Annotated in this window: 20 protein-coding genes; 10 read left to right on the top strand and 10 right to left on the bottom strand. The window is 65.5% G+C overall.

From position 1 onward, the window contains the following. Positions 1–13: 13 nt before the first annotated feature. Entirely contained in the window at positions 14–2,179 is a 2,166-nt protein-coding gene (locus ACREB4_RS02335; protein WP_431586580.1) for an ATP-binding protein, read from the top strand. On the opposite strand, the gene ACREB4_RS02330 is transcribed toward ACREB4_RS02335, so the two are convergent. From ACREB4_RS02330 to ACREB4_RS02320, 3 genes are all read right to left on the bottom strand, one after another. After that, positions 2,162–4,114 carry an ATP-binding protein gene (locus ACREB4_RS02330; RefSeq protein WP_431586579.1) on the bottom strand — a complete coding sequence of 651 codons (1,953 nt, stop codon included), beginning with the start codon at positions 4,112–4,114 and terminating at the stop codon, positions 2,162–2,164. The two genes, ACREB4_RS02335 and ACREB4_RS02330, sit on opposite strands and share 18 nt — an antisense overlap. A 222-nt stretch (positions 4,115–4,336) precedes the next feature. Then, positions 4,337–5,005 carry a hypothetical protein gene (locus ACREB4_RS02325; RefSeq protein ID WP_431586578.1) on the bottom strand — a complete coding sequence of 223 codons (669 nt, stop codon included), beginning with the start codon at positions 5,003–5,005 and terminating at the stop codon, positions 4,337–4,339. Between the two features lie 249 nt (positions 5,006–5,254). After that, entirely contained in the window at positions 5,255–6,067 is an 813-nt protein-coding gene (locus ACREB4_RS02320) for an exodeoxyribonuclease III (protein ID WP_431586577.1), read from the bottom strand. A gap of 14 nt (positions 6,068–6,081) precedes the next feature. Here ACREB4_RS02320 and pyrE point away from each other — a divergent pair, with 14 nt between their 5' ends. The 3 genes from pyrE to ACREB4_RS02305 are packed head-to-tail and all read left to right on the top strand — an operon-like array spanning position 6,082 to position 8,022. Beyond that, a complete protein-coding gene (gene pyrE / locus ACREB4_RS02315) occupies positions 6,082–6,759 on the top strand; it encodes an orotate phosphoribosyltransferase (RefSeq protein ID WP_431586576.1) in 678 nt (225 codons plus the stop codon). A 26-nt stretch (positions 6,760–6,785) separates the two neighbouring features. Continuing rightward, positions 6,786–7,340 carry a hypothetical protein gene (locus ACREB4_RS02310; RefSeq protein WP_431586575.1) on the top strand — a complete coding sequence of 185 codons (555 nt, stop codon included), beginning with the start codon at positions 6,786–6,788 and terminating at the stop codon, positions 7,338–7,340. Beyond that, entirely contained in the window at positions 7,327–8,022 is a 696-nt protein-coding gene (locus tag ACREB4_RS02305) for a hypothetical protein (protein ID WP_431586574.1), read from the top strand. The genes ACREB4_RS02310 and ACREB4_RS02305 overlap by 14 nt, the downstream gene beginning before the upstream one ends. Positions 8,023–8,037: 15 nt before the next feature. Here ACREB4_RS02305 and gatB read toward each other — a convergent pair whose 3' ends face one another. From gatB to gatC, 4 genes are read right to left on the bottom strand one after another with little or no spacing between them, the layout of a single operon-like run. Beyond that, a complete protein-coding gene (gene gatB / locus ACREB4_RS02300; RefSeq protein ID WP_431586573.1) occupies positions 8,038–9,525 on the bottom strand; it encodes an Asp-tRNA(Asn)/Glu-tRNA(Gln) amidotransferase subunit GatB in 1,488 nt (495 codons plus the stop codon). Positions 9,526–9,556: 31 nt separating this feature from the next. After that, positions 9,557–10,408 (bottom strand): metal-dependent hydrolase, encoded by an 852-nt coding sequence (locus tag ACREB4_RS02295; RefSeq protein ID WP_431586572.1) that lies wholly within the window; start codon positions 10,406–10,408, stop codon positions 9,557–9,559. Further along, complete coding sequence (gene gatA / locus ACREB4_RS02290) at positions 10,405–11,913, bottom strand: Asp-tRNA(Asn)/Glu-tRNA(Gln) amidotransferase subunit GatA (RefSeq protein ID WP_431586571.1); 1,509 nt, start codon at positions 11,911–11,913, stop codon at positions 10,405–10,407. The genes ACREB4_RS02295 and gatA overlap by 4 nt, the downstream gene beginning before the upstream one ends. Continuing rightward, complete coding sequence (gatC, locus tag ACREB4_RS02285; protein ID WP_431586570.1) at positions 11,910–12,209, bottom strand: Asp-tRNA(Asn)/Glu-tRNA(Gln) amidotransferase subunit GatC; 300 nt, start codon at positions 12,207–12,209, stop codon at positions 11,910–11,912. Before gatC ends, gatA begins: the two co-directional genes overlap by 4 nt. Positions 12,210–12,496: 287 nt before the next feature. Between gatC and ACREB4_RS02280 the strand changes: the two genes are divergently transcribed. The 6 genes from ACREB4_RS02280 (at position 12,497) to coq7 (ending at position 19,050) form a co-directional block, all read left to right on the top strand. Next, on the top strand, positions 12,497–13,540 hold the full coding sequence (locus ACREB4_RS02280) for a rod shape-determining protein (protein WP_230180222.1): 1,044 nt from the start codon (positions 12,497–12,499) through the stop codon (positions 13,538–13,540). A gap of 62 nt (positions 13,541–13,602) precedes the next feature. After that, on the top strand, positions 13,603–14,619 hold the full coding sequence (mreC, locus tag ACREB4_RS02275) for a rod shape-determining protein MreC (RefSeq protein ID WP_431586569.1): 1,017 nt from the start codon (positions 13,603–13,605) through the stop codon (positions 14,617–14,619). Beyond that, entirely contained in the window at positions 14,616–15,131 is a 516-nt protein-coding gene (mreD, locus tag ACREB4_RS02270; protein WP_431586568.1) for a rod shape-determining protein MreD, read from the top strand. Before mreC ends, mreD begins: the two co-directional genes overlap by 4 nt. A 22-nt stretch (positions 15,132–15,153) precedes the next feature. Continuing rightward, on the top strand, positions 15,154–17,211 hold the full coding sequence (gene mrdA, locus ACREB4_RS02265; RefSeq protein WP_431586567.1) for a penicillin-binding protein 2: 2,058 nt from the start codon (positions 15,154–15,156) through the stop codon (positions 17,209–17,211). Continuing rightward, complete coding sequence (gene rodA, locus ACREB4_RS02260) at positions 17,208–18,368, top strand: rod shape-determining protein RodA (RefSeq protein WP_431586566.1); 1,161 nt, start codon at positions 17,208–17,210, stop codon at positions 18,366–18,368. Before mrdA ends, rodA begins: the two co-directional genes overlap by 4 nt. 10 nt (positions 18,369–18,378) lie before the next feature. Then, on the top strand, positions 18,379–19,050 hold the full coding sequence (gene coq7 / locus ACREB4_RS02255; protein WP_431586565.1) for a 2-polyprenyl-3-methyl-6-methoxy-1,4-benzoquinone monooxygenase: 672 nt from the start codon (positions 18,379–18,381) through the stop codon (positions 19,048–19,050). Between the two features lie 22 nt (positions 19,051–19,072). Here coq7 and ACREB4_RS02250 read toward each other — a convergent pair whose 3' ends face one another. The 3 genes from ACREB4_RS02250 to ACREB4_RS02240 all read right to left on the bottom strand — a co-directional run bounded on the left by ACREB4_RS02250 (position 19,073) and on the right by ACREB4_RS02240 (position 22,637). Next, positions 19,073–19,495 carry an OsmC family protein gene (locus ACREB4_RS02250; RefSeq protein WP_431586564.1) on the bottom strand — a complete coding sequence of 141 codons (423 nt, stop codon included), beginning with the start codon at positions 19,493–19,495 and terminating at the stop codon, positions 19,073–19,075. 243 nt (positions 19,496–19,738) lie between these two features. Beyond that, positions 19,739–20,359, bottom strand: coding sequence for a PEP-CTERM sorting domain-containing protein (locus ACREB4_RS02245; protein WP_431586563.1), 621 nt, complete (start codon positions 20,357–20,359; stop codon positions 19,739–19,741). Between the two features lie 82 nt (positions 20,360–20,441). Then, positions 20,442–22,637 carry an ATP-dependent helicase gene (locus ACREB4_RS02240; RefSeq protein ID WP_431586562.1) on the bottom strand — a complete coding sequence of 732 codons (2,196 nt, stop codon included), beginning with the start codon at positions 22,635–22,637 and terminating at the stop codon, positions 20,442–20,444. Positions 22,638–22,774 lie beyond the last annotated feature (137 nt).

The raw sequence follows: 22,774 nt of genomic DNA, 5'->3' as shown, positions 1-22,774 counted from the left end.
CAAGAAGAAATGCATGGCTGCAAGAGATGGTGAGTCGACTTTCGGGTCGCCGGTGTCCAAGGTTTTGATCACCGCACAAGATTTGGAGGAAGCCCTGGTTCGCCGAACCTTCTGGTTCCTGGCGGCTTGCAGCGTGTTGATTCTCATTCCTGTGAAGCTGGCCTGGTTGCTCATGGGCGGCCAGGTCGTGGGCCTGCTGGGGGTGCTCGAACTGGCGACCGTGCTGTGGTGTGCCTGGCGGGTCTGGACCAGCCGCACCGGCGCTTCGCGTTACCTCGGCATCGGCCTGTCGATCATGTACGCCCAGGTGGCGGCAGTGGCCTGGATGCAGGGGGGACTGCAGGCGCCGGCCTTGCGCTGGCTGGCGGTGCTGCCCATCATCGCCATCGTGGCCGGCAACCTGCGCCTGGGCCTGGCCTTCTGCGTGGCCTTCGTCGCGCAGATCCTGGTGATGTCTTTCTACGAGCCGCCCTACCTGGCGGCCCTGCGGCCCATGGTGTTGCCCGATGCGCACGCCCAATCGGTGGTGGCCACGATCGGCTCGGTGGTGCTGTTCTCGGTCTTTGGCTGGATCGCGGTGCGTTGGCGGGCGCAGGTCCACCAGGTGCTGGAGGTCTCGCACCAGCAGGCGCAGCGCGGCAACGAGGCCAAGCAGCGCTTCCTGGCCATCATGAGCCACGAGATCCGCACGCCGCTCAATGGCATCGTGGGCACCGCCTCGCTGCTGCGGCAAAAAGACCTGCCGCCGCAGGAGCAACGGCAAATGCTGCACCTGCTGGACCACAGCTCGCAGACCCTGCTCAGCCTGCTCAACGACGTGCTGGACTGGGCCAAGCTGGAGGCCGGCCAACTGGAGGTGCGCCAGGAAGTGGTGCGCCTGCGTGACCTGCTGGCCGACAGCGCCGATCTGTTCGCGGTCACGGCATTCGACAAGGGGCTGGAGCTGACCTGCAGCTTCGACCCCGAGGTGCCCGAGTTGCTGATGGGCGACGACATGAGGTTGAGGCAGGCGCTCAACAACCTGGTCTCGAACGCCGTGAAGTTCACGCGGCGGGGCGGGGTGCACGTGCACCTGGCCGGTGATCCGCCGCCTGCGGCCAACGCGGCACAGCCCGATCACCGCCTGTGGGTTCGCATCGAAGTGCAGGACACGGGCATCGGCATGAGTTCGGGGCAAGTCGCCAACCTGTTCCAGCCTTTCAGCCAGGCCGACCAGTCCACCACGCGCCAGTACGGCGGCACGGGCCTGGGCCTGTCGATCAGCCGCGAGCTGGTCCGGTGCATGGGGGGCGACATCGTGGTGTCCAGCCGGGTGGGTGTGGGCAGTTGCTTCGTGGTCCGTGTGCCCCTGGAACGCCTGTCTGGTGCTGGTGGCGATTCACCCGTGCCCGTCTTCAATGGGCAGCGTTTGCGCCTGGTGACGGGCAGCGCGGGCTTGCGTCGCCAGGTCCGCTCGCTCGCCGATGACCTGGGTTTGGTGCTGGCCCCCGAAGGGGCCACCGATGCCGAGGTGGACGCGGTGCTGGTGGACGCGGCGGCCTGCGCCGCGAGCGACAGCCGCCTGTGGTCCTGGGGGGCCCCTGGCCAGCCCAAGGCCATCGTGTCCTCGGCGGTGGACGCGATGCCGGCTCCCGGCGATTTGCCCGCTGCGGTGCTGAACCTGTACAAGCCCCTGCGCGCCCAGGCTTTGGTCGATTGGCTCAATGGCGTGTTGCCGGAGTTGGTGGCGCCTGCCGAGCCCGCGTCCAGGCCGACCACCTTGCCGGACTCGGCCTTGCAGGTGCTGGTGGCGGAAGACAGCGAATTGAACCGCACCTTGCTGAGTGAGATGCTGTCCCATTGCCAGGCTTTGCCCCACGTGGTGGAAACCGGCCTGGCCGCCGTCCAAGCGGTCGAGGCCCGGCGTTTCGACCTGCTGTTGATGGACTACCACATGCCTGAGATGGATGGCTTGGCCGCCACCCGGGCGATCCGCCAGCGCGAGGCCGACCAAGGTGGGCTTCGCCTGCCCATCGTGCTGATCAGCGGTGAGGTCAATGCCGAGTGCCACGCCGCCTGGCGCGAGGCCGGTGTCGACCACATCCTGTGCAAACCGTACGCCTTCGACAAGCTGGCGCGCCTGGTGACCCAGATCCGGCTGGCCCGGCAGCCGCAGGCCGCCTCAATCCAGGCCGAGTGACGCGATCATGGCCTCGACGGCGCTGGCCAGCGAGGCGGCCGAGGTGAAGGCGGCTTCGGGGTCCTTGCGGCACTGGTCTTCAAGGTGGCTGGCCAGCCAGCGCAGGTCGTTGACCAGCAGGTTGGCCGCCATGCCCTTGGTGTTGTGCGCCAAGGCGCGCAGGCGTTCGGGGTCCCGCTGGGTGGCGGCCTCGCGCAACTGGTCGGGCAGGCTCAGGCTGGTGTCCCGGATGGTGACGAACAGGCGGTCGATGAACTGGGCGCCCTGCGGGTAGTGGTCGATCAGTGATTGGCGGTCGATCTGGAAGCCGGCCGATGGCGATGGTTGAAGAGGCGTTGAAGCCGCCTCGGCCGCCGGTTTGAGCGCGTGTCGGGCGATGTTCTTGACCAGCTGATCGATCATGTAGGGCTTGGTCAGGTAGTCGGTCATGCCGGCGGCCATGCCTTGCTGGCGTGCCACGTCGAAGGCATGGGCGGTCAGCCCGATGATGGGCAACTGAGGGCACAAGGCCTTGATCTGGCGGGTGGCTTCGTAGCCGTCCATCACCGGCATCTCGATGTCGCACAGCATCACGTCGAAGACCTTGCCGGCGCGCACCTCGTCGACCGCCAGCGCGCCGTTGTCCACGCAGGTGATGATGGCGCCTTCGGTGGTCAGCAAGTCGTTCAGCACCATCTGGTTCACCGGGTGGTCTTCGGCCACCAGCACGCGCAAGCCTGGCAGGCGGGGGCCCGCCGGCAGCTTGAGGCCGGGCTGCGTCTGGCGGGGGTCGATGTGCCGCAAGGGTTGGTCGCCGTGTTGCGCGCCGAACAAGGGCAGGTGGATCTCGAAGGTGCTGCCTTGGCCAGGCGCGCTCTTGACGCGGATCTCGCCATCCATGATGTCCAGCAGGCGCTTGCAGATCGACAGGCCCAGGCCCGTGCCGCCAATGCAGCGCGTGCTGGTGCCATCGCCCTGCACGAAAGGCTGGAACAGGTGGGACTGCACCTCGGGCGACATCCCGATGCCGGTGTCACGCACCTGCAGGATCAGCCAGTTGAGCCGGCTTTCAACGCGCAGGGTGACGCTGCCTTGTTCGGTGAACTTCACGGCGTTGCTCAGCAGGTTGATCAGCAACTGGGTGATCCGCAGTTCGTCACCCTTGAACGAGTGGGGCACCGAAGGGCCTTGCTCCATCCGAAGGTCCAGGCCCTTGGCCTGGGCGCGGGCGGCCACCATGTTCATGGCCTGTTCGATGACCTGGCCCAAGTCGACCCGGTCGGCCTCCAGCACGATCTTGCCCGCCTCGATCTTGGAGAAGTCGAGCACGTCGTTGACCAAGGCCAGCAGGTGTTGGCCGGATTCCAGGATGTCCTTGAAAGTCTGGGCGGCGCGTGGGTCGGTCGTGGCCCGTTCGCCCACCTGTGCCAAGCCCAGCACGGCGTGCAGCGGTGTGCGGATCTCGTGGCTCATGCTGGCCAGGAACTCGCTCTTGGCCTGGCTGCCTGCTTCGGCCTTGGCCTCGGCGTTCTTGATCTTGGTCACGTCGAACACCATGGCGAAGAAGCCTTTGACCTGGCCATCGACCATGTCCGGCACCAGGTGGACCTGGGCATGCAGCTCGCCTTGCCGGCCGTGTCCATGCAGCGTCTGCTCGAACTGCTGCGCCTGCCCGCGCAGAACGCCTTCGATGTGGTGGCGGTCCTGGAAGAAAACTTCTTCGCCAACGACATCGCGCAGGTGTTGTCCGGTGATTTCCTGGTCGGTGCCCAGCCAGGCCAGGTAAGCGCGGTTGGAGAAGCGGTTGCGCAGGTCCTGGTCCCAGTAGCCGACCATGCCCGGGATGCCGTCCAGGATGGAGCGCAGCATGCGTTTTCGTTCGGTCAACTGCTCGAAGGTGTTCTGGAGGTGCTGCGTCGAGGCTGCTCCCTCCAGGTGAACTGCAGATTGGCCCATGCTGGTGTTCCCCCAGGTATGACCCGCCAGTATGGACCTGCGTCCAGCCCGTCGCAAGTTGCTGTTTCGGGCTCGAAACGACAAATGCCGGCGATGGACTCCATCACCGGCACCGGGGTTCGCACCCAGCCCTGTGTTGTTTGCCTTTGTCGGTGTCCGATGAAAAGCCAGGGCGGTGCCAGCCCTGCTTTGATGCGGGCTGGCCATTCATTGCTCGAGGGATCAGTAGCGGTAGCTCAGGCCCAGGCTGACCTGGGGCAGTACCTTGAGGTCGCCCACGCCATCGCGCAATTTCTGGGTTTCGGCGTCCACGTCTGCCTGGCTGATGACGCCAGGGTGATTGGCCACCACATTCTGCGACGTGGTGACCTTGGCCTTGCCGAGCATCGCGCCCAGGTCGGCCACGAAACCGAAACCCTGTTCGCGGGCTTGGTGACCCCAGCCGATGCCCAGGTAAGGCATGGTGCGCGGGAACTTCACCTCGGCGTTGAAGTAGTCGTTGGCCGACGGGGTGATGGTCTGGTTGCCCACCGTGACCGGCGTCGCGCCATCGAACCGCGATTTCAACCGCGCTTTCATGTCGCCAAAGGTCAGGCCGCCGGTCAGACGGAAACCGCCTTGCAGGGGAAAGTAGTCGGCGAACAGGCCCAGACGGTTGGCCTTGAGGGTGCCTTGGTAGGTGATGCCGGATTCGGTGAAGTCGCGGCGAATGCTGCCCAGCGTGGAGACGTCGGTGCGCAGGCCCCAGCTGCTGTTCACGCTGTGGGCATAGCCCAGCATGGCGCCGGGCAGGCCGAGGTTGCCGTAGACCTCGCCGGCCTGGGCGGTCCCTGCGGTCAAGCCGGCCACGAAAGTGGTCAGCACGAAGGCGAAGCGGTGGTTCACGGTCATGGGTCTCGTCCTGGTGTGTTCAAGCTAGCCTGCTACTGTAGGCAGGATTTTCTTGGCACCATGGCCAGCAAAGCCTGGTGAAAACCTGGCTTTTCACCAGACCGTGTCAATGCGAGCGCACGCGGTTCACCCCACCTTCACGGTGATCCTCCACGCCGAGCATGCCGCCGGTTTTCAGGGCGCCGTGGATGGCCTTCAGGCTGGCGTCCAAGTGGTCCCCACCCATGGCATGTGCCGATCTGGCCGGGCTCACAGCGTCAGGTCGTAATCCACGATCAAGGGTGCGTGGTCGCTGAACCAGGTCGTCTTGTAGATGGAGGCCTGCCGGGCCAGCGGTGCCAGGCCGGGTGTGGCCAGGTGGTAGTCGATGCGCCAGCCCACGTTCTTGGCCCGGGCCTGGCCCCGGTTGCTCCACCACGTGTAGCACTCGTCGGTGGTGTCGGGGTGCAATTGGCGGTAGACGTCGACCAGGCCGATGCCCTGGTCCGGGTCGAGCAGGGTCGTCATCCAGGCGCGTTCCTCGGGCAAGAAACCGCTGTTCTTGAGGTTGCCCTTCCAGTTCTTCAAGTCCTTTTCGTGGTGGGCGATGTTGACGTCGCCCACCAGGATGTATTCGCGCTCGGCCTTCAGGCGGGCCAGGTGCGGGGCGATCATGCCCAGGAAGCGGAATTTGGCCTGCTGGCGGTCTTCCGAGCTGGAGCCGCTGGGAAAGTAACAGCTGATCAGCGAGAGCTTGCGGCCTGGCTTGTCGAAGCGCACCTCTACCCAGCGGCCCTCAGCGTCGAACTCGGTGGTGGTGTCGTGCGTGCCCAGGCCGATCAGCACATCCGAGGGCTCGTGCTTGCTGTACACGCCCACGCCGGAGTAGCCTTTCTTTTCGGCATGGTGAAAATAACCCTGCATGCCGGCCATGGCCGACAAGCTAGGGGTCATGTCGGCGGCCTGCGCCTTGAGTTCCTGCACGCCCATACAATCGGCCGCAAGCTCTTCAGCCCAGGGGATCAGGCCCTTGTTGGCGGCGGAACGGATGCCGTTCAGGTTGAGTGAGACGAGTCGAAACACGAGGTACTTTCAAGATGAGCAACACCCCTTCCAACAGCGCACTGGCCCAGGAATTCGTGGCCTTCGCGGTTCAATCGCAGGTGTTGCGGTTCGGGGAATTCAAAACCAAGGCGGGGCGGCTGTCGCCCTATTTCTTCAACGCCGGCCTGTTCGATGACGGCGCCAAGCTGGGCCGCCTGGCGCAATTCTATGCACAGCGGCTGGTGGCGTCGGGCCTGGCGTTCGACATGCTGTTCGGGCCGGCCTACAAGGGCATCACCCTGGCGGCGGCTGTTTCGATCGAATTGGCTCGCCTGGGCAAGAATGTGCCTTTCGCCTACAACCGCAAGGAAGCCAAGGACCACGGCGAGGGCGGCACCCTGGTGGGGGCGCCCGTCAAGGGCCGGGTGCTGATCATCGACGACGTGATCTCGGCCGGCACTTCGGTGCGCGAGTCCATCGACCTGATCGCCAAGGCCGGTGCCACCCCCTGCGGCGTCACCATCGCGCTGGACCGCCAGGAAAAAGCCACGCTGAATGGTGAAGAATGTCCGGAAAGTGCCGTTCAACAGGTCGAACAGCACTATCAACTCCCGGTTGTTTCCATTGCGAGCCTGGCCGACCTGTTGCAATATCTGAGTCATCAATCGGACCCTGCGCTGGCTTCATTCCATCCTGCGGTTGCCGCCTATCGGCAGCGCTACGGGGTCTGAAGTGGCGCTTCGAGACTCACCCATCCATGCAACGATCCCCGCGAAGTCTGTTCTGGCTGGTGCCCTTGCTGGGCACCTTGTGCTCGCCCGTGCTGGCCGGCACCATGTTCCGCTGCGGAAGTTCCTACCAAGACCGGCCTTGTGACGCAGGCCAGCCCGCCAAGGTGATTGGTGGCAGTGGCGTGGCGCGCGAACATGTGGTGTCCGCCCCGACGTCGGCGCCGGCCGCCGTGCCGGCCCCTGTGCCAGTGCTTGCCCGGGTCGATGCCGAGTGTGCGGCAATGGGCAACCGCGCCAAGCAGATCGTGTGGGCCAAGGAATCGGGCAAGACCGCCGAAGTCCAGCTGGCCGCGGCCACTTCCGAGGACGCCCGCCGCCTGATTTCCGACGTGTACAGCCGTCGTGGCACCTCGCTGGAGGTTCGCCACGGCGTCGAAACGGACTGCATGGCGGCCAAGGCGCCCACCACCGGCCTGGCCAACATCTGCCAAGTGCTCAAGGGGCAAGTGGACGCCGAGACCGACCCCAACAATCGACAGCGGCAAGCGGCCGCAAAGGCATGGCGTGATGCGGGTTGCTGACATCATCGGCGTGGACCGGATGAGGTCCTGGGGCCTGGCCCTGCTGAGCGCCTCGGCGATCCTGGGGGCGAACTCCGCCTGGGCGGCGTCGACCATTTATTCGTGCGATGACGGCAAGGGCCACAAGCTCACGTCCGACCGCCCCATCCAGGAGTGCCTGGACCGGGAGCAGCGCCTGCTCAACAAGGATGGCTCGCACCGAGACACCGTGCCCCCGCGCATGAACGCCGAGGAGCAAGCCGTTTTCGAAGAGCAGCAGCGTGTGAAGCAGGCCCAGGAGGCCGCCCGCAAGGATGCCGTGCGCCGGGACCGCAACCTGATGCTGCGCTTTCCCAACGAAGCCGCGCACAACAAGGGTCGCGTGGCGGCACTGGACGACCTGCGCAAGGCCATCGCCATTTCCGAAAAGCGCGTGGCCGAACTGCAGGCCGACCGCAAGACCCTGATGACCGAGGCCGAGTTCTTCAAGGGCAAGTCCATGCCGTTCAAGCTGCGCTCGCGCATCGAAGACAACGAGGCCACGCAACAGGCGCAGCGCGACATCATCGCCAACCAGAAGGCCGAGATGGTGCGGATCAACGCCCTCTACGATGCCGAGTTGGCCCGCCTGCGGCGCCTGTGGGCCGGTGCGCCCCTGGGGTCGGTGCCCCCCGCCGTGGCATCGGGCACCGCGCCGCGCTGAGGCGCCTTCTTCAGCTCAGCTTTCCAGCTTCTTCTTCAACAGTTCGTTGACGGCGGCCGGGTTGGCCTTGCCCTTGGTCGCCTTCATGGCCTGGCCGACCAGAGCGTTGAAGGCTTTTTCCTTGCCAGCGCGGAATTCCTCGACCGACTTGGCGTTGGCGGCCAGCACTTCGTCCAGGATCTTTTCCAGCTCACCCGTGTCGCTCATCTGCTTGAGGCCCTTGGCCTCGATGATGGCATCGATGCGCACGGTGGGTGAATCGTCTGAAGAAGGCGATTCGGTCCACAAGACTTCGAACACCTGCTTGGCCCCATTGTTGGCGATGGTGCCGTCGCTGATGCGGCCGATCAAGGCGGCCAGCAGTTCGGCGCCGACCGGGCTTTGTTCGATGGTCTGCTCGGCCGCGTTCAGGCGGCGCGAAATCTCGCCCATGACCCAGTTCGACACCAGCTTGGGCTGGCCGCTGGCCTTGGCGGCCGATTCAAAAAAGGCGCCCACGGCCTTGGATTGCGTCATCAGCGCCGCGTCGTAGGCTGGCAGTCCATAGTCGGCCTGGAAGCGTGCCGCCATGGCGCGTGGCAGTTCGGGCATGTCGCCGCGCACACGCTCGATCCACTCGGGGGCGATCACCAGGGGTGGCAGGTCAGGGTCGGGGAAATAGCGGTAGTCGTGCGCGTCTTCCTTGGTGCGCATGGCGCGTGTCTGGCCCGTGTCGGCGTTGAAGAGCACGGTGGCCTGCTGGATGCTGCGGCCGTCTTCGATCTCGTCGATCTGCCACTGGATCTCGTAGTCGATCGCCTGTTGGATGAACTTGAAGCTGTTCAGGTTCTTGATCTCGCGGCGCGTGCCGAAAGGCGCGCCGGGCTTGCGCACCGACACATTGGCATCGCAGCGGAAGGACCCCTCTTGCATGTTGCCGTCGCAGATGCCCAGCCACACCACCAGGGCGTGCAACGCACGCGCATATTCGGCCGCTTCGACGCTGGAGCGCATGTCGGGCTCGGTCACGATTTCCAGCAAAGGCGTGCCGGCGCGGTTCAAGTCGATGCCGCTGGACTTCTCGCCATTGAAGCCGACGAAGTCATCGTGCAGCGATTTGCCGGCGTCTTCTTCCAGGTGGGCGCGCGTCAACTGCACCGTGTGCTCGACATCGCCGATGAAGAAGCGCACCGCGCCGCCTTGCACCACCGGGATTTCGTACTGGCTGATCTGGTAGCCCTTGGGCAGGTCAGGGTAGAAGTAGTTCTTGCGCGCGAAGATGGAGCGCGGGGCCACGGTGGCGCCCACGGCCAGGCCGAAGGCAATGGCGCGGTCGACGGCGCCATGGTTCATCACGGGCAGGGTGCCGGGCAGGGCCAGGTCCACGGGGCAGGCCTGGGTGTTGGGGGCGGCGCCGAACTGGGTCGAGGCCCCCGAGAAGATCTTGGATTGGGTCGACAGCTGGGCGTGGGTTTCCAGGCCGATGACGACTTCGTAACCGCGGATGAGGGCAGGTGGGGTCATGGGGCGTTCAGCGTGAAGAATGGATTCAGGTTCAGGGGCGGCTGCCGACGGTTCGGTAGCTCTGGGCGTTCTGCTGGCGCCAGCGCGCAAGCAGGGCCTGGTTGTCGTGTTGCCAGGGGTGGAAGCGGGGCTTGAAATAGGCCAGCCAGTGGGGCAGGGTGTGCCAGGCCACGCCATCGCGTCCAAACCAGAAGCCCAGCGCGCTGCGGTGCGTGGACCACTTGAAGAGCATGCCGTCGCGGCGCAACATCTTGCTGGTCTGGATGGCCACCCAGATGTTGAACTCGATCGAGATCAGCAGGAAGATGGCCACGCGCATCAGGTAGGTGCCACCGACGGCGTTGTAGGTGTCCATGGCCACGGCCTTGTGCTCGGACTCTTCGGCCGCGTGCCACGTCCAGAGGGCGCGCATCATGGGTGTCATGCGTTCGGTCCAGCTGGTGCGGCGCAGCAGGCCATCGCCCAACACGGCGGTGAAGTGTTCGTAAGCCACCGTGATCGCCAGCTTGAAGCGTGGCGACGAGTGGCGCGTGAGGTGCATGACGCGCTTGAGGGTGCGTTCGATCCAGGCGTCGTAGCCCATGGCCAGCAGGTGGTCGTTGTACTGCTGGTGCAGGTGGCGGTGCGTGGCTTCCTGGCCGGCGAACAACTTGATGTCCTTGGCCAGCGTCGTGTTGCCTTGGCGCTCGACCTCGGGCAGGAAGTGGCGGACCGCGTCGATGAAGAATTGCTCGCCCACCGGGAACATGAAGGACAGGGCGTTGAACACCGTGGAGCGGTAGGCGTCGCCCCCGTTCCAATGCGCTTCGAAGCCCTGGCTCAAATCGATGTCCAGGTGGCGGATGGTCATGTCATGGGGTGACGCGGTGGCGCTGTTGTTCATGCCAGGCTCGCGGGCACGCGCTGGTGCCAGTCGGTGGTGTGCTGGAAGGCGTGCGCCGCGTGCAGCAAAGTGCCTTCCTGCCAGTAGTTGCCGATCAGTTGCAGACCCACGGGCAGGCCATGTTCGCCGAAGCCGGCGGGCACGCTCATGCCGGGCAGCCCGGCCAGCGACGCGGGCAAGGTGAAGATGTCGGCCAGGTACTCGGCCAAGGGGTCCGCCTGGCGGCCACCGTCGGCGGCGATGGGGCGCGCCACGGTGGGCGACACCGGCCCGGCGATCACGTCGCAGTGCTGAAAAGCCGACTGGAAATCGTCGGCGATCATGCGGCGCAGCTTCTGCGCCTGCAGGTAGTAGGCGTCGTAGTAGCCGTGCGACAGCACGTAGGCGCCGATCATGATCCGGCGCTTGACCTCGGGGCCGAAGCCTTCGGCGCGGGTCTTGCGGTACATGTCGGCCAGGTCGGTGTACTGCTTGGCGCGGTGCCCGAACTTGACGCCATCGAAGCGGCTCAGGTTGGACGAGGCCTCGGCCGGCGCGATGATGTAGTACACCGGGATCGACAGCTCGGTGCGCGGCAGGCTGACGTCCACCAGGGTGGCGCCCAGCTTCTGAAGCTGGGCCAGGGCCTGTTTGGTGGCGTCGAGCACGCCGGGGGCCACGCCTTCGCCAAAGAACTCCTTGGGCACGCCCACGCGCAAGCCTTGCAATGGTTGCTCGGCGGTGGCGTGCGTGCGGGGTGCCCGCAGGCCTGCCACGAAGTCGGGCACACCTTGCTGGGCGCTGGTGGCGTCGCGTTCGTCGAAACCGCTCATGGCCTGCAGCAGCAAGGCGCAGTCCTCGGCCGTGCGGGCCAGCGGGCCGGCCTGGTCCAGCGACGAGGCGAAAGCGATCATGCCGTAGCGCGAGCAGCGGCCATAGGTGGGCTTGATGCCGGTGATGCCGGTCAGGGCGGCTGGCTGGCGGATCGAGCCCCCGGTGTCGGTGCCGGTGACGCCCGCGACCAGGCGCGCCGAGACGGCGACGGCCGAGCCGCCGGACGAGCCGCCCGGAATGCGGTCGGTGGCCCAGGGGTTGCGCGCCAGCTGGTAGGCGGAATTTTCGTTGGCGCCGCCCATGGCGAACTCGTCGCAATTGAGCTTGCCCACGGTGACGGTGCCGGCCGCCTTCAGTTTGGCCACCACGGTGGCGTCAAACGGGCTGACGTAACCCTCCAGGATCTTGGAGGCGGCTGTGGTCGGCTGGTCCTTCGTGACGAAGATGTCCTTGTGTGCGATCGGGATGCCGTCCAGCGGGCCCAGCGCTTTACCTTCGGCGCGGCGGGTGTCGGCCGCGAAGGCCTGCGCCAGTGCGCCCTCGGCATCCACGTGCAGGAACGCCCCCAAACCGCTGTGCGCGGCGATGCGCTCCAGCGCGTGGCGGGTCAGGGCCACGCTGGTGGTTTGGCCGGCGGCCAACTGCTGGCCGGACTGGGCCAGTGTCAAGTCATGCAAAGACGGTGCACTCATTCGATCACCTTGGGCACGAGGAACAGGCCGTTTTCCTGGGCGGGGGCATTGCGCAGGTTGGCGTCGCGGTCGTTGGATTCGGTGACGGCATCCTCGCGCAGGCGCAAGGTGACGTCTTCGATGGCCGAGAGGGGCGTGTACAGGGGCGCCACGCCGGAGGTGTCCACGGCGCGCATTTTCTCGACGATGGCGAAAAAGTCATTCAATTGGGTCAGCATGGCGGTTTGCTCGTCATCGCGCAGTTCCAGGCGCGCGAGTTGGGCAATCCGGCTGACGTCAGCGGGGGTCAGGGCCATGGGTTCCATCCAAGGGTAGCAAAGGCGGCGCCCAGGGAGATTTCACCGGGGCTTGGGGTATTATCCTAGGTTATCCATCAGCGGCGAATGCACAACCGTTGGGCATGTGGCCGCTGTGGGGTTGAACGCCATTTCTGATCGTCGCCGGTGCCGTGTCGCCGCGCGGCGCATCTTGTTTGCAAAATTTGCACAAAGGCTTTTCTCGGGTTTGGGGCGATTCGGCGCGTGCGGTCATGCGGCACGGCGGGTGGTCTTTCACCTGATGAGGCTAGCCGGAGAGTTGTCGCATGTACGGAACGTTTCGCAAGTATTTCTCCACTGACCTGGCCATCGACCTGGGCACCGCCAACACGCTGATTTTCGTGCGTGACAAGGGCATCGTGCTCGATGAGCCTTCGGTGGTCGCCATCCGCCACGAGGGCGGGCCCAATGGCAAGAAAACCATCCAGGCGGTCGGCACCGAGGCCAAGGCCATGCTGGGCAAGGTGCCCGGCAACATCGAGGCCATCCGCCCGATGAAGGACGGCGTGATCGCCGACTTCACCGTCACCGAGCAGATGCTCAAGCAGTTCATCAAGATGGTGCACCCGCGCTCGGTCTTGAAGCCCTCGCCGCGGATCATCATCTGCGTGCCCTGTGGCTCCACCCAGGTCGAACGCCGCGCCATCCGCGAATCCGCACTGGGCGCTGGCGCCTCCGAGGTCTATTTGATCGAGGAACCCATGGCCGCGGCCATCGGCGCCGGTCTGCCGGTGTCCGAAGCCTCCGGCTCCATGGTGGTCGACATCGGCGGCGGCACCACCGAGGTCGGCGTGATCTCGCTGGGCGGCATGGTCTACAAGGGCAGCGTGCGGGTGGGCGGCGACAAGTTCGACGAGCACATCATCAATTACATCCGCCGCAACTACGGCATGCTGATCGGCGAGCCCACGGCCGAAGCCATCAAGAAGAGCATCGGCTCGGCCTTCCCAGGCTCCGAGGTCAAGGAAATGGAAGTCAAGGGCCGCAACCTGTCGGAAGGCGTGCCCCGCAGCTTCACCATTTCCAGCAACGAAATCCTCGAAGCCCTGACCGATCCGCTCAACCAGATCGTGTCGGCCGTCAAGAACGCGCTGGAGCAGACGCCGCCCGAGCTGGGCGCCGACATCGCCGAGCGCGGCATGATGCTGACCGGCGGTGGCGCCCTCTTGCGCGACCTGGACCGCCTGCTGGCCGAGGAAACTGGCCTGCCGGTGCTGGTCGCCGAAGACCCGCTGACCTGCGTGGTGCGCGGTTGTGGCATGGCCCTGGAGCGCATGGACCGCCTGGGCAGCATCTTTACATCGGAATAAGCTGGTGACACGGTGAGCGCCGCAGGCTGGCGGCGCCCGCCCTTTTGCGCGGGAACCGCTGCATGCCCCTGGTCACACTGGATCGTTCGCCACCGCCCTTCTTCAAGCAAGGGCCGTCGGCGTTCACACGGCTGATGTTTTTCTCGGCCCTGGCCATCTTTTTGATGGTGGCCGACACGCGCTGGAAGGTGACCCAGCCTTTGCGCGCCGTGGTGGCCACCATGCTGCAACCCATGCAAAGCGTGCTGTTGGCTCCGCAGGCCTGGTGGGCCGAAGCCGGGCATTACACCTCGGGCCTGGAGCAGGCCAGGCTGACTTTGCACGATTCCCAGAAAAAGGCCGCGGCCCAGGCCGAGCGCGTGATGCGCGTCGACCAACTGGAGCGCGAAAACGCCCGTTTGCGCGAACTGCTGGCCCTGCGTCCCCGGGTCAATGTGCAATCACAGGCTGCCGAGGTGTTGTACGACGCACCCGATCCCTTCACCCGCAAGGTCGTGATCGACCAGGGCAGCAGCCATGGCGTGGTGCTGGGCTCGCCCGTGATCGACGATGCCGGGGTGCTGGGCCAGGTCACAAGGGTCTACCCGCTCACCTCCGAGGTGACCCTGGTGACCGACAAGGACGCGGCCGTCCCGGTGGTCAACAGCCGCACGCGTCAGCGTGGCGTGGCCTACGGGACGCCGCAGGTGCTGGGCATGGAGTTGCGCTTCATGGCCGGCAATGCCGACGTGCAGGTGGGCGATGAATTGCAGACCTCCGGGTTGGATGGCGTCTATCCCGCGGGCCTGCCGGTGGCCAAGGTGGCGCAGGTGGACCGCCGCGCCGACTCGGCTTTTGCCCGCATCGTGCTGGTACCCCGGTCGCAGCCCGACAACTCGCGGCACGTGCTGTTGCTGCACCCTGTGTCCGACCAGCTGCCGGAGCGGCCTTCGGAAGCCGAAGCCGCCGCCATGGCCGCCGTGTCTTCCGCCGCGGCCAGCGGTGCGCACCACGCCAAGCCCGAATCCGCCGCGCACGCCGGCCGCAAGCCCAGCGCGGCCCATGCCGGCAGTTCGGCCACCTCGGGAGCCAAGCCATGATGCCGCGTGGCAGTCCGCTGCTGATGCCGGTCAATCCGGTGTTCATCTGGGTGTCACTGTTGCTGGCCTTTGCCTTCAACCTGATCCCGATGGGGCGCACGGGCGCCGTGCCCGACCTGCTGGCCGTGGCGCTGGTGTTCTGGAACGTGCACCAGCCGCGCCGCGTGGGCGTGGGCGTGGCCTTCGCTTTCGGGGTGTTCATGGACGTGCACCAGGGCGCCTTGCTGGGGCAGCATGCCCTGGCCTACACCCTGCTCAGCTACTCGGCCATCGCCGTGCACCGCCGCCTGCTGTGGTTCACGGTGGGCTCGCAGGCCGTGCAGATCCTGCCCTTGTTCATCGCGGCGCACATGGTGTCGCTGCTGGTGCGCCTGATCGCCGGCGCCGGCTTCCCGGGCTGGACCCTGATGGTGTCGCCCTTGCTGGAGTCCGCCTTGTGGCCCGTGGTGACCTTCCTGCTGCTGGCCCCGCAGCGCCGCGCGCCGGACCGCGACAAGAACCGTCCGCTGTGAGCGACCGGGGCATGGCCGTTTCATGACCGAGATCAAGAACCTTGAACAGGAACTGGGGCGTTTTCGCGCCCGTCTGTGGGCGGCGGTTGGCTTCGTGCTGTTCTGCTTCAGCCTCCTGATCGCGCGGCTGGTGGTGCTGCAGGTGGCCCGCCACGATGAGTTGTCCACCCAAGCCGAGAACAACCGCATCGCGGTCGTGCCCATCGTGCCCAACCGGGGCCTGATCGTCGACCGCAACGGCGTGGTGCTGGCCAACAACTACTCGGCCTACACCCTGGAAATCACCCCCTCCAAGGTCGAGGACGTCGAGGCCACCATCGAAGCCTTGTCCAAGATCGTGGAAGTGGCGCCGCGCGATCGGCGCCGTTTCAAGCGCCTGCGCGAAGAATCCAAGAGCTTCGAGTCCATCCCCATCCGCACGCGCCTGACCGACACCGAGGTGGCGCGCTTCACCGCGCAGCGCTTCCGCTTCCCGGGGGTCGACATCCAGGCGCGCCTGTTCCGCCACTACCCTTATGGCGAGCTGGCCAGCCACGTGCTGGGCTACATCGGCCGCATCAACCAGCGCGAAAAAGAAGCCATCGAGGAGTGGCCGGACGAAGACCAGGCCAACTACCGGGGCACCGATTACATCGGCAAGCTCGGCATCGAGCAGTACTACGAGCGCGAGCTGCATGGCCTGACCGGCGTGGAAGAGGTCGAGACCAGCGCGGGTGGCCGGGCCGTGCGCCGCCTGCGGTCCAAGCCGCCCACGCCGGGCAACACGCTCACCCTGTCGCTCGACATCAAGCTGCAGGACCTGATCGAGAAGCTCTTCGGCAGCCGCCGCGGTGCCCTGGTGGCCATCGACCCGCGCAATGGCGAGGTGCTGGCCTTCGTCAGCAAGCCCACTTTCGATCCCAACCTCTTTGTCGATGGCATCGACAGCGACAGCTGGCGCGACCTGAACGAATCACCCGACAAGCCCCTGCTGAACCGCGCGCTGCGTGGCACCTACCCGCCGGGCTCCACCTACAAGCCCTTCATGGCCCTGGCGGCATTGAGCACCGGCAAACGCCACCCCAGCACCATCATCATGGACAACGGCGTGTTCATGTTCGGCGGCCACCGTTTCCGCAGCCCGGAGAACGAACGCGGCGGCGCGATGGACATGCGCCGCGCCATCGTGGAGTCGAGCAACGTCTACTTCTATTCGCTGGCCAATGAGCTGGGCGTGGACACCATCCACGACCAGATGGAGCCGCTGGGCTTCGGCCGCCTGACCGGCATCGACCTCAAGGGCGAGGTCACCGGCATCCTGCCGTCCACCGAGTGGAAGCGCAAGGCTTACCGCCGGCCGGAACAGCGGCGCTGGTACGCGGGCGAAACCATCTCGCTGGGCATCGGCCAGGGCTACAACAGCTTCACCATGGTGCAGATGGCCTCGGCCCTGGCCACGCTTGTGTCCGACGGCCAACGCTTCCAGCCACGCATCGTGCGGGGCATCGAGGACGTGGTGACCCGGCACCGCGTGGACATCTCGGGCCACCCGATGCCGCCCGTGCCCATCAAGCCCGAGCACGCGGCCTTCATCCGGTCGGCCATGTCGGCGGTGGCGCAGGAGGGCACTTCATCGCGGGTGTTTTTGGGGGCGCCATACCAGAGCGGGGGCAAGACCGGCACGGCCCAGTCGGTCACGCTCAAGCAGAACGAGAAATACAAGGCCGCCAACATCGACGAATACCGGCGCGACCATTCGCTGTACGAGGCCTTTGCGCCGTCTGACGCGCCCCGCGTGGCCTTGACCCTGATCGTCGAGAACGCGGGCTTCGGCGCCGCCGCCGCCGCGCCCATCGCCCGGCGCGTGCTCGACTACCTGCTGGCCGGCGTCTACCCCAGCGAGGAAGACATCGAGGCCGTTCGCCAAGGCAAGGCCGGGGCGCCCATCGGCACGCCACGCAAGGCGTCCGAGGTGCCCTTGCCCCACGGGCTGGATGCCTTTGGGGGCGACGTGCCCTTGCCAGGTGCGGCTTCGGCCCCATCGGCTCCCGCGGCCGCCTCGGCCCCTGCCTCCCTTCCCAAACCCGCGAGTGCGCCATGACCGGATCGTTTGGACAACCTTCTCTGTGGCAGCGCGTCAAGCCCATTTTCCAGGGCTTCGACCCCTTCCTGCTGCTGGCCGTGCTCTTCCTGTGCGGCCTGGGCCTGTTCACCATGTATTCGGTGGGTTACGACCATGGCACGCGTTTCATCGACCAGTCGCGCAACATGGCGCTGGCCTTCGTCGTGCTGTTCGTGGCCGCGCAGGTGCCGCCCCAGCGCCTGATGGCCCTGGCCGTGCCCCTGTACGTGGTCGGGGTGCTGCTGCTCATCATCACTGCCTTGCCGCACGTGGGCATCACCAAGAAAGGCGCCACGCGCTGGCTCAACGTGGGCATGGTCATCCAGCCCAGCGAGATCCTCAAGATCGCCATGCCCTTGATGCTGGCCTGGTGGTTCCAGCGGCGCGAGGGCCAGTTGCGGGGCCTGGATTTCGCGGTGGCTGGGTTGCTGCTGGCCATCCCCGTCGGCTTGATCATGAAACAGCCCGACTTGGGCACCTCCCTGCTGGTCTTGTCGGGCGGCCTGTACGTGATCTTCTTCGCGGGCCTCAACTGGAAGCTCATCGTGCCGGTGGTCCTGGTGGCGGCGGCGGGCATCACCACGCTGGTCCTGTCCGAAGACAAGATCTGCCAGCCTGGCGTCGAATGGGTGGGCCTGCACGACTACCAGAAGAACCGCGTCTGCACCTTGCTCGATCCCACCACCGACCCGCTGGGCAAGGGCTTCCACATCATCCAGGGCATGATCGCCATCGGCTCGGGCGGCGTCACCGGCAAGGGCTTCATGAAGGGCACGCAGACCCACCTCGAGTTCATCCCCGAGCGCACCACCGACTTCGTCTTCGCGGCCTTCTCCGAAGAGCAGGGTTTGATCGGCGCGCTGTTGCTCATGGCGGGTTTCCTGGCCCTGATTTTCCGCGGCCTGGTGATCGCCTCGCAGGCGCCTTCGCTGTTCTCGCGGTTGCTGGCAGGCAGCATGTCGCTCAGCTTCTTCACCTATGCCTTCGTCAACATGGGCATGGTCAGCGGCATCCTGCCAGTGGTGGGGGTGCCCTTGCCCTTCATCAGCTACGGGGGCACGGCCATGGTCACCTTGGGCCTGGCGCTGGGCATGCTGATGTCCATTGCCAAGAGTCGGGGGCTGATGCGGCGCTAACATGTCCGGCATGACTTCACCCTCCGCTTCATCGGCCACCGTGGGCCGCGACCACTCTCCGGTCGACCACGTCTTGATCGCCCTGGATTCGGCCCTGCGCACGGTGTTCGCCGAACACAGTGCCTCCAAGCCCTGCCCGCAGTCCCTGACCGTGGACAGCACGCCCTTGACCGAGGCCGAAAAACGCCATGCCTCTGCGCTGATGCGTGTCAACCACGTGGGTGAGGTCTGCGCGCAAGCCCTGTACGCCTCTCAGGCACTGGGGGCCCGCGACGCGTCGGTGAAAGCCCAGTTCGACGCGGCCGCCCGCGAAGAAAACGATCACCTGGCCTGGACCGAACAGCGCCTGCGAGAACTCGGCGGTCGCACCAGCCTGCTCAACCCGCTGTGGTACGCCGGGGCCTTCGGCCTGGGTTGGCTGGCCGCGCGGGCCGGCGACTCGGTCAGCTTGGGCTTTGTGGTCGAGACCGAGCGGCAGGTGGCGCAGCACCTTGATGGGCACCTGACTTCATTGCCCGCGGGCGATCACCCTTCGCGGGCCATCGTTGCCCAGATGCGCGACGACGAGACCGCCCACGCCGACGCCGCCATGAAGGCCGGCGGTGCCGAGTTGCCGGCGCCCGTGCGCGGCCTGATGCGCCTGGCCGCCAAAGTCATGACGACCACGGCGCACTACCTCTGAGCAGAGAAGCGGCGCGTTTTTTTCAGGCCGCGACGAGCTCGAAGCTGGTCGTGATGTCGGCCGTCTTGCCCAACATGATGCTGGCCGAGCAGTATTTTTCGTGCGACATCTGGATTGCGCGCTGAACCGCGGCTTCGGTCAGGTTCACGCCGGTCACCACGAAGTGCATGTGGATCTTGGTGAAGACCTTGGGGTCGGTGTCGGCCCGCTCGCTGGTGAGCTTGAGCTGGCAACCGCGCACATCGTGGCGGCCCCGCTTGAGGATCAGCACCACGTCGTAGGCCGTGCAGCCGCCGGTGCCCGCCAACACGGTTTCCATGGGGCGGGGGGCCAGGTTGCGGCCGCCACCGTCTGGGGCGCCGTCCATGGTCAGCACGTGGCCGCTGCCGGTTTCAGCCAGAAAAGCCATGCCCGCCGAGGGTTGCCAATGAATGGTGCATTCCATGCTGTTAATTCCAGAAATCTTGAGAGGGGTTGAATTTTGCACAAGGAAACAATTTATCGGGAATCCCCTTGTGTCAGATTCTGGTAAAGAATACAATTTGATGCATGGGTGTGGAACTTTTTACCGGTTCCGTCATCAGACACCCAGCTTGTTTCATTTGTCTCCTCCACTCCTCCATTTTTTTGGCGGATTTCAAGCCCGGAATCTCTGGTTCCGGGCTTTTTCTTTGGCGGGTCTCGAAGTTTAAACGCGCTGTTTGCGCACACCCAGGCTCAGCCCAGCCAAACCCAGCAACATCATGGCGCAGGTGGAGGCTTCCGGCACGGCACCAGCGGGCGTCACCTGGGTCAGGTAGGCGCTGATCACCGAGGCTTCGTTTTTGGACACGCCGAAATGCAGTTGATTGGCGCGGGTGCCGCTCACGAAGCTTGAAAATTCGATGGAATAGCTGCCTGCGGCCAGGTTCTGGGCCAGCGTCACCCCTTGGTTGAAAAAGCACTGCGTGAAGGTGCAACCATTGCCATCCCTTTGCGCGAAGGTGCTGTCGAGGACCGAGGTGCCGATCAGGGTGTGGTTGCTGTCGAACAGGTTGAACGCCGGGTTGGACAGGTAGGAGGTGGCGCCGTCGTATTTGTAGCTTGAGCCCACCAGGCGGGCGTCGATCCGAATGTCTGCCGCGCTGCTGAGCGAAAAGGTCAGTTCCTTGCTGAACGTGCCGCTGCTGGTGGGCACGGCCACGGTGGCGAATGTCGAGACATTGCCGAAGTCGTAAGAAGGTTGCGTGAACGCGGCGGTGGCGTTGGTGGCGGCGGTGGTCACGCAAATGACGGCCAGTGCGGCGCCGATGTTTCGGACAGAAATCATGAGGACTCCCTTGGATTGTTGAATGAAAGCCGTTCATTCTCGCGTGCAAATTGCACGGCGGTCAATCGGCGGAGCCCCCCGTTCAGGCGTCAGGCAAGCGGGTGCTGGCCGATTTGGCCGCCATCTCCTCGCGCAGCCGCCGCAGTTTCTCCCGCGGGTTCTCCACGGGGCCACCCTCCCCCAGTTTCATTTCGGCGATGAAGCGGCTGGGAATGGCGACGACCAGCTCGCGCCCTTTCTTGCGGCGCTTGAGCGTGCTCACCGACAAGGTCAGCCGCGCGCGGGTGATGCCCACGTACATCAGGCGGCGTTCTTCCTCCAGCCGGTCAGGTGTGATCTCGTTTTCTTCGTTGTTGAACGGCAAAGAGCCTTCGTTCACGCCGGCCAGCACGACGTGCGGCCACTCCAGGCCTTTCGAAGCGTGCAGGGTCGACAGGGTGACCACATTGGTGTCGCCGCCACGTTCTGCCAGGCTGGTGATCAGGGAAATGGTCTGGGCCACCTCGATCACGCTTTTCTTCTCGGTCTCGACCGTCATGCCGCCGTCGTTCTCGATCTCGCCACCGCAGCGCTTGGCGATCCAATCGATGAAATCCAGGACGTTGGCCCAGCGGCTGGCGCCCACCTTTTCGGTCTCGGCCTCGTCGTACAGGTGCTGTTCGTAGCCGATGTCCTTGAGCCATTCCATCAGCAGCACCTTGGCATCTTCGCCGCCGGTGGTGGTGCGGGCGCGGTGGTCGAACTCGTTCACGAAGCGGCCGAACTCGTGCAATGAGGCGATCGCCCGCGCGTTCAGCGAGGCCGACAGCGATTCGGCGAACAGCGCCTCGTACAGGCTGACCTTCCATTTGCCGGCGAACTCGCCCAGCGCGCCCAGCGTCTGGTGGCCGATGCCGCGCTTGGGGGTCGTCACCGCGCGCAAGAACGCCGGGTCGTCGTCGTTGTTGACCAGCAGGCGCAGCCAGGCGCACAGGTCCTTGATCTCGGCGCGGTCGAAAAAGCTTTGGCCGCCGGACACCTTGTAAGGCACGTTGGCCTTGCGCAGTGCCTTCTCGAACGCCTTGGCCTGGAAGTTGGCGCGGTACAGGATGGCGAAGTCGCTCCAGGGGGCGGCGATGCCCTCCGCGGTTCCGGCATTGCCGGCCCGCAAGGCCAGGATGCGGCCCACCGCGCGCTCGGCCTCGTGCTCTTCGTTGTCGCACTCGACCACCTTGACCGGCTCGCCTTCGCCCAGGTCGCTCCACAAAGTTTTCGGGTACAGCTTGGGGTTGAGCTGGATGACGTTGTTGGCGGCGCGCAGGATCGCGCTGGTGGAGCGGTAGTTCTGCTCCAGCGGGATCACCTTCAGTTGCGGAAAGTCTTGTGGCAGGCGCTTGAGGTTCTCCAGCGTGGCGCCGCGCCAACCGTAGATGGACTGGTCGTCGTCGCCCACGGCGGTGAAGATGCCACGTTCGCCCACCAGCAGTTTCAGCAAGTCATATTGGGTGGCGTTGGTGTCCTGGTACTCGTCGACCAGCACGTGGCGCAGGTTGCGCTGCCATTTGGCACGCACGTGCTCGTGCTCGGCCAGCAGCTTCATGGCCAGGCCGATCAGGTCGTCGAAGTCGACCGCCTGGTAGGCCATCAAGCGCTCCTCGTACAGGCGCATGACGCGGGCGCAGACGCGTTCGTCGTCGTTCTCGGCCACAGCTTCCGCTTGGGCGCTGTTCAGGCCCTGGTTCTTCCAGCTGCTGATGGTCCACTGCCAGTGGCGGGCCTGCTTGGGGTCGGTGGTGCCGCCAGCGTCACGGATGATGCCCAGCACGTCGTCGCTGTCCAGGATCGAGAACTTGGGCTTGAGGCCCAGGGCCTCGCCATCTTCGCGCAGCAGGCGCACGCCCAGCGAGTGGAAGGTGCAAACCAGCAGCTTGCCCGCTGCCTTGGCGCCCACCAGGGCCTTGGCCCGCTCACGCATTTCCAGTGCGGCCTTGTTGGTGAAGGTGATGGCCGCGATCTGCGAGGGGGCCAGGTCGGCGCCGTCACCGGGTTGCAGCAGCCGCGCGATCTTCTGCGTGATCACCCGCGTCTTGCCCGATCCGGCGCCGGCCAGGACCAGGCAGGGGCCATGAAGGTGCAGCACGGCGGCCATCTGGGCCGGGTTGAGGGTGGAAACTGGGCTGGGAGATGCGGACACGAAAAACACTGATTCTCGGGGGACACGGGCCGCACAGCATAGTGCACAGTTGAACTTGTTGGACGCGCGAGTGACGACCAGAGGTCGGGGTGGCTGGGTGCCCATTTGGCGTGATCCCCCTTGATCAGGGGGTCGGCAAAACCCTCTTGGTCGTGCAGCGTTGCACAGCTAATATTTACATGGTCGGGGCTATACCACATGAAATCAACCCAGTCACCAAGCCCGACATCTTCCGCGAGGAG

This window comes from Aquabacterium sp. (assembly GCF_050725395.1).
In the GTDB taxonomy this organism is placed as follows: domain Bacteria; phylum Pseudomonadota; class Gammaproteobacteria; order Burkholderiales; family Burkholderiaceae_C; genus Aquabacterium.
Note: the sequence above shows the minus strand (reverse complement) of the source record. Positions and strands in the feature narration are given on the sequence as shown.